Source organism: Clostridium neonatale, assembly GCF_001458595.1.
In the GTDB taxonomy this organism is placed as follows: domain Bacteria; phylum Bacillota; class Clostridia; order Clostridiales; family Clostridiaceae; genus Clostridium; species Clostridium neonatale.
Genome location: NZ_LN890323.1, coordinates 69,086 through 75,643, shown reverse-complemented (window position 1 = coordinate 75,643; position 6,558 = coordinate 69,086). Strand labels below are relative to the sequence as shown.

The 6,558-nt window shown below is 28.0% G+C and carries 6 protein-coding genes, 1 rRNA gene and 1 riboswitch; of the genes, 6 read left to right on the top strand and 1 reads right to left on the bottom strand.

The window, feature by feature from the left end; genetic code table 11:
• Positions 1-89 (top strand): 5S ribosomal RNA (gene rrf / locus BN2920_RS00440); the annotation flags it as partial.
• A 35-nt stretch (positions 90-124) separates the two neighbouring features.
• On the opposite strand, the gene BN2920_RS00435 is transcribed toward rrf, so the two are convergent.
• Positions 125-841 (bottom strand): HAD family hydrolase, encoded by a 717-nt coding sequence (locus BN2920_RS00435; protein WP_058293105.1) that lies wholly within the window; start codon positions 839-841, stop codon positions 125-127.
• Positions 842-1,067: 226 nt separating this feature from the next.
• On the opposite strand from BN2920_RS00435, the gene BN2920_RS00430 reads away from it, so the two are divergent.
• The 5 genes from BN2920_RS00430 (at position 1,068) to BN2920_RS00415 (ending at position 6,543) form a co-directional block, all read left to right on the top strand.
• Positions 1,068-1,838, top strand: coding sequence for a sulfite exporter TauE/SafE family protein (locus tag BN2920_RS00430; RefSeq protein ID WP_058293104.1), 771 nt, complete (start codon positions 1,068-1,070; stop codon positions 1,836-1,838).
• 84 nt (positions 1,839-1,922) lie between these two features.
• Positions 1,923-2,090: riboswitch (Lysine riboswitch) on the top strand.
• Positions 2,091-2,255: 165 nt separating this feature from the next.
• Positions 2,256-3,122: a 4-hydroxy-tetrahydrodipicolinate synthase gene (gene dapA / locus BN2920_RS00425; RefSeq protein ID WP_058293103.1), complete on the top strand. Its 867-nt coding sequence runs from the start codon at positions 2,256-2,258 to the stop codon at positions 3,120-3,122.
• A 206-nt stretch (positions 3,123-3,328) separates the two neighbouring features.
• Positions 3,329-4,981 (top strand): SulP family inorganic anion transporter, encoded by a 1,653-nt coding sequence (locus tag BN2920_RS00420; RefSeq protein ID WP_058293102.1) that lies wholly within the window; start codon positions 3,329-3,331, stop codon positions 4,979-4,981.
• Positions 4,982-5,103: 122 nt separating this feature from the next.
• The gene (locus BN2920_RS20830; RefSeq protein ID WP_083498679.1) at positions 5,104-5,265 is read left to right on the top strand and encodes a DUF1540 domain-containing protein; all 162 of its coding nucleotides are present in this window, start codon (positions 5,104-5,106) and stop codon (positions 5,263-5,265) included.
• A gap of 318 nt (positions 5,266-5,583) precedes the next feature.
• The gene (locus BN2920_RS00415) at positions 5,584-6,543 is read left to right on the top strand and encodes a phosphotransferase family protein (RefSeq protein WP_058293101.1); all 960 of its coding nucleotides are present in this window, start codon (positions 5,584-5,586) and stop codon (positions 6,541-6,543) included.
• The last annotated feature ends 15 nt before the right edge of the window (positions 6,544-6,558 follow it).

The following is a 6,558-nucleotide window of genomic DNA, read 5'->3' as shown; positions in this document are numbered from 1 at the left end:
TCCTTCCCATTCCGAACAGGAAAGTTAAGGTCTATAGCGCCGATGGTACTGCATGGGAGACTGTGTGGGAGAGTAGGACGTTGCTAGGTAAGTTTAAGAGATAGTTAGAAATAACTATCTCTTTTTAGTTTATAATAAGCGATGATATTTCATTAACATCTCCATTCATCACTTTATATGTAGGATTAAATTCGTGTTTTATTTCAGGAGATAAATTTGAATGTATATATAATGTATCTAATCCAACTGACTGAGCACCTTTTATATCACAAATAGGATCATTTCCAATCATTATAGATTTTTTTATATCTAAATTAAGGTCACTAATTAATTGCTCAAAAAATTTTGAATCAGGTTTGCAAATATAATAATCAGATGAAAAATAGATTTTATCAAAATATTTTTCTATATCTAAAATTCTCATTTCATACAGAGTGAATACTTGTTGAGCATTTGATAATAGATAAATATTTTTTTCTTTTCTTTTTAGTAATTCTAATAGTTCTATTACCCCATTATAAAGTTTTAAATATTTTATTGAAAGAGTTCTAAACAGATGTGCTGTTGATTTAACTAAATCTTCAGATGGTTTAACTTCTTTTTCTTCATAAAGAATTTTAAATATATTTTCTAATGGGAAATCTGGATATTTAGTATGAGATAAAGATTTCTGTTTTTCTTTAACTTTATTAAGATATGATGTTTTTAATTCATTAGAGGAATATATGGCGCCATTAAATGAATAAAACAATGAAAGTTTACTCCAAAGAATTTTAGATTTTTTATTAGTATGTATATCTATCAATGTTCCATAAAGGTCAAATATATAATTAGTATACATGAATAAATCCTTCTTTCTTGCTATAGCTTGAGTTATAAATTTATATAATATAAATCTTTATAATAAAAATAAAGATAACATATAAATTATTCTATATATAAGTTGATAAATCCTTGTTTAAGAATACTTTTTGGAAATATTCACATATGAAATTGTTATATATTATTTGACATGAAATCAGAATATATCTAAAATATAAGCATTGGACATAAATAGGGGGAATTATATGGAATCATATATAACAATGCTAATTATAGTGTGCCCACTAGTATTTTTAGCAGGATTTGTTGATGCAGTTGCTGGCGGTGGTGGATTAATATCACTTCCAGCATATATTTTTGCTGGTGTACCTATACATGTGGCTTATGGAACTAATAAATTTGCTAATAGTATAGGAACAGCTGTAGCGGCTAGTAAGTTTTTTAAAAGTGGAAATATAAAATTAAAGCCAGCTATATTATCAGCTATTGGGGCAATAATAGGATCTTGGTTTGGAGCAAAATTAGTTTTAATATTAGATGAAAAGTATCTACATTATTGCTTAATGATTATATTACCAATTGTATCCGTATTCTTATTGTTTAATAGAAGTTTTGGTTCATTAGAAGAAGAAAAAGAAATTACTAAAGGAAAGCTGTATATTTTATCTTTAATAATTGGATTTATAATAGGAGGATATGATGGCTTTTTCGGGCCAGGTACAGGAACATTTTTGGTACTAGCTTTTACATCATTATTAGGCTTTAGCTTAATTACTGCATCAGGAAATGCCAAAGTAGTTAATCTTGCATCTAATGTGGGGGCGTTAATGGCTTACATATTGAGTTCTAAAGTGTCTTTTGCTATAGGAATACCAGCTGCAGTATGTTCCATAGCAGGAAACTATATAGGAGCTCATTTAGCAGTTAAAAATGGAGCAAAATTCATTAAACCAATTATTTTATTAGTAGTAGGAATGTTGTTTATAAAAGTCATTTTAGGATTTTTTGATTTATAAATTTTATAATTATTTAGATAAATTAAAAAATATTTACATATTACCGACATAGTGTTATAATTATTAGTAATTTAATTAGGAAAAACCTAAGGTAGAGGTGCTATAAGCAATAAGTACTTATTATGAGCTGGCAAGCTATGATTAATTTAGGAAAGGTGCTATGGCCGAAGGAAGAAATTATGCAAAGATTTGTTTCTGGGGATGCATAGAATATATGTATAACTGTCACGAAAGTGGAGAGCTACAAAGGTTTGATGGAACTATTTATTATGATTACTTATATGTATATAAGAATATTTGAAAAGTTTTAAACAATAGTTTCATCTTAGCTTTAAGTGTGATTAACTCTACCCGTCTGGTTTTATGCCAGGCGGGTTTTCCTATTTAATTACAAAATTAAAAGGAGTGTATTAAAAAATGAAGATTCAAGGAGTAATTGTACCATTAGTAACGCCATTTAAAGATGGAAAGTTAGATGTTAAATCATATGAAAATATGATTAATCATTATATAGATCAAGGAGTAAATGGGTTTATGCCTCTTGCAACAACAGGAGAATCACCAACATTATCATCATGTGAGTATGAGGAAATAGTAGAGAAAACAATTGAAGTAAATAATAAAAGAGTTCCTATATATATTGGACTTGGAGGTAATAATACTAGTGAATTAGTAAAGAAAGTGAAGACAATAGAAAGATATGATATTGATGGGATACTTTCTGTTACACCTTACTATTCAAAACCGAGTCAAAAAGGAATATTTGAGCATTTTAAAAGCTTATCTGAAGCTACAAGATTAGATATAGTTGTATACAATATTCCATATAGAACAGGTGTAAATATAGAAAATGAAACAATATATAAGCTAGCTGATTTAAATAATATAATTGGAATAAAGGACTGTTGTGCTAACTTGAAGCAAACTACAGATTTACTTTTAAACCCACCAAAAGATTTTTCCATATTAACTGGAGATGATGGATTATTTTATAATACACTCTTACTTGGAGGTCATGGGGGAATAATGGCATCTGCACATTTAAGAACTGCTGATTTTATAAAAGTATATAATCTTGTAAAATCTAATAACCATGTGGATGCGTTAAAAGTATGGAAAGAACTATATGAATTTATTCCCCTTTTATTTAAAGAGCCGAATCCTTCTCCTATTAAGTTTTGTTTAAAGAAAAAAGGATTAATTGAGTCTGATGAAGTTAGATTACCATTAACAGCAATAAGTGATGAATTGAAAGAAGAATTGAATATAATATTAAGCAAATAATAAAATATAAACTATATATGAAACTGATATTATTAAATAATTTAATAACATCAGTTTTTATTAAATTATTAAGAGATTTTGTGAGAAAACGTTGTAGATTTTAATAGATATTAGAATGATAAACATTACTTTGAAGCAGTTTTTTGACTGACTATGTAAAAAAGAGTAATATTATAGGGTACAAATTTAAAGGATGTGATAAAACAATGATGCCAAAACTCTTTACAATGTTCAAAAACAAAGAGATCACTAAGAATCAGGTGGCAAAAGATATAATAGCGGGGATTATTGTGGCTGTTATAGCATTACCACTATCAATAGCACTTGCTATATCATCTGGTGTTTCACCAGAAAAAGGTCTTATAACAGCAATTTTTGCTGGATTTCTAATTTCTTTTCTTGGGGGAAGTAAAGTTCAAATTGGAGGTCCAACAGCTGCATTTGTTACTATAATATATTCAATAATTGCAGAACATGGATTAGACGGATTAATTACAGCTGTAATTATGGCAGGAATTATATTAGTTATTATGGGATTATTAAGATTTGGTTCTCTTATTAGGTATGTACCTAAAACTATAACAGTTGGATTTACTGCTGGTATAGCAGTTACACTTTTCTCAGGTCAGCTTAAAGATTTGCTAGGATTACGAATAGATAATGTACCAGCAGAATTTATTCCAAAATGGGAAAGCTATTTCGCAAATATGAATACATTAAATATATATTCATTAGCGATTGGGATAGGATGTATAGTAATAATAGCACTTTGGCCTAAAGTAAATAAAGTAATACCGGGTTCAATGATAGCACTTATAGCATCTACCCTTTTAGTACAAGTTTTACATTTGCCAGTAGATACAATAGGTAGCAGATTTACTGAAATATCATCGGCTATACCAATTCCAGCATTACCTTCATTCAGTATAGCTACTATAAATAAACTATTTGCACCAGCAATAACAATTGCAATATTAGGGGCATTAGAATCATTATTATCAGCAGTTGTGGCTGATGAAATGATAGATGATACACATGATTCAAATATGGAATTAGTAGCGCAAGGGATTGCCAATATTACTTCAGGATTATTTGGAGGAATACCAGCAACAGGAGCAATAGCTAGAACAGCTGCAAATATAAAATCTGGTGGTAAAAGTCCAATATCAGGCATGGTTCATGCAATAACGTTACTATTTACAATGTTATTACTAATGCCTCTTGCAAAAATGATACCAATGACAACACTTTCAGCAATATTAATAGTAGTTGCTTACAATATGAGTGGTTGGAGAACATTTAAAGAACTGTTACGTGCACCTAAGAGTGATATAATAGTTCTATTAGTTACGTTTGGATGTACAGTAATCTTTGATTTAGTTGTTGCTATTGGTTTTGGAATGATAATGACAATGGCACTATTTATGAAGAGAGTTACAGATACAACAGAGATAAGAGATTTAGTATATGAAAAAGTATTCGAGGGCGATATAACAGAAATGCTTGAAGATGCAGCAGGGAAAATAAATATTTATCAAGTAAATGGACCAATATTTTTTGGTGTTGTTCAGGACTTTATACATAAAACTAAAGAATTAAATCAATCAATGGAAGTATTGATTTTAGATATGAGACATACTCATGCTATAGATGCATCAGCAGTAGATGCTATAAATAAGTTGCTTGCCCAATGTTCAAAACTGAATATAAAACTATATCTTACACATGTAAATGAACAGCCGGCTAGAGTTTTGAAAAGAATGGGCTTTACAGATAGGTTGGGCGAAGAAAATATATATGAAACCAAAACTAAAGCTATAGTAGATGCGTATGAATATGTGCAAAAATTAATAGCTTAGTTAAATAAATAGAAGTAAATCAAAAAAGTAAATGATATTAATTATCAATAAATAAGACAAGTATATTTTTTTTGATAGTGCAGATAATATTACTGACTAAGTTGTCAGAAGGAGTGATTTTAATGTCAGTAAATGAATGTATTAAATGTACAGTAAACAATTGTAAGCACCATGCACAACAAAAGGATTATTGTACCCTAGAAGTAATTCAAGTAGGTACACATGAATCTGATCCAACACAAAAAGCATGTACAGATTGTGATTCATTTGAATTAAAATTCTAATAGAAATTAGAGCTAATAAAAATATCTCAAGCTAAAATACATAGCTTGAGATATTTTTTTCTTTTAGAAAATTATATTATGTTTATATCCACTATGCTTGGTAGAAACTTGGTCTGCATGCAATTGGCTGAGTAAGATTGAATAGCAAAATATAAATTTTAGTTGTCACTTATATTTATGGTAAAATATTTAAAGGTCATAGTTAATATAGTTATATATAACAGGAGAAATATATAAGAATATTAGAAGAAATATATATATATAAATAGCTACATACAAGAATACAAGAATATAAGAATACTTTAGGATGTGATTTGCTTGGAGCATAATTGGGAAAGAACAATGCCCTATTTAAATTTAAATTTGGAACAAATAAAAATATTATTTAGAGGAATATTAAAGGCAGAAGATATTAAATATATTTCAAGAATGGATGAAGGTTGTAGGACTACTAATTATAAAATAGATACTAAAAATAAAGGGAGCTTTATATTAAAAATATTTTTTGATAATAATGAAAGCTATAAAAGAGAAATTAAATTATTTAATAAATTAAGAAACGAAATTAAAGTGCCAGAAATATATAGACTTGATAATCATGAGATAATTGAAAATAGAGAATTTGTAATATATAGAAGATTAGATGGACAAAGTCTTAGCAGTTATATTAGAGAAGGAAATATAATAGAAGAAAATTTTGTACGACAAGTTGCAAATACTATGGCAATTATACATAAAAATAAATATGATAAAGTGGGATTTTTAGATGATAATTTACAAATAAAATCTTTGACTCCACCATTAAGCGAATGGTACAGGATGTTTATGGGAAAAAATGCTCAAATAAGATTGGGAGAAAAAATAAAAAATCAGATTTATAAGATAGTAGATGAGAATGAACATATATTAAAAGCATTAGATAATGATCCTAGAATGGTTCATGGAGATTTTCAAGGAACAAATATACTTATTGATAATGAAGGAAATTTATCAGGTGTATTGGATTGGGAATTTTGCATGGCTGGTCATCCTTTAGCTGACATTGGACAATTCTTTAGATATGATGAGTACTTTAATAATGATTTAATAAATGCATTTGAAGATGAATATAAAAAGCAATCAAATTATATTTTGATAGATGATTGGTATAAAATAAGTAAAATTAGAGATATAACGAATCTACTTCAACTCATAGATAAGGACGAAGATATGCCTAATAAATACTTTGATATTAGAGAAAAAATGAAAAAAATTTTAGAATTTTATAAAAAAAATTGATTGTCGAAATAAGAT

Excerpts from the sequence above, each read along its gene's own strand:
- BN2920_RS00435 (WP_058293105.1), bottom strand. The coding sequence starts at position 841 with ATGTATACTAATTATATATTTGACCTTTATGGAACATTGATAGATATA.
- dapA (WP_058293103.1), top strand. The coding sequence starts at position 2,256 with ATGAAGATTCAAGGAGTAATTGTACCATTAGTAACGCCATTTAAAGAT.
- BN2920_RS20830 (WP_083498679.1), top strand. The coding sequence starts at position 5,104 with ATGTCAGTAAATGAATGTATTAAATGTACAGTAAACAATTGTAAGCAC.
- BN2920_RS00430 (WP_058293104.1), top strand. The coding sequence starts at position 1,068 with ATGGAATCATATATAACAATGCTAATTATAGTGTGCCCACTAGTATTT.
- BN2920_RS00420 (WP_058293102.1), top strand. The coding sequence starts at position 3,329 with ATGATGCCAAAACTCTTTACAATGTTCAAAAACAAAGAGATCACTAAG.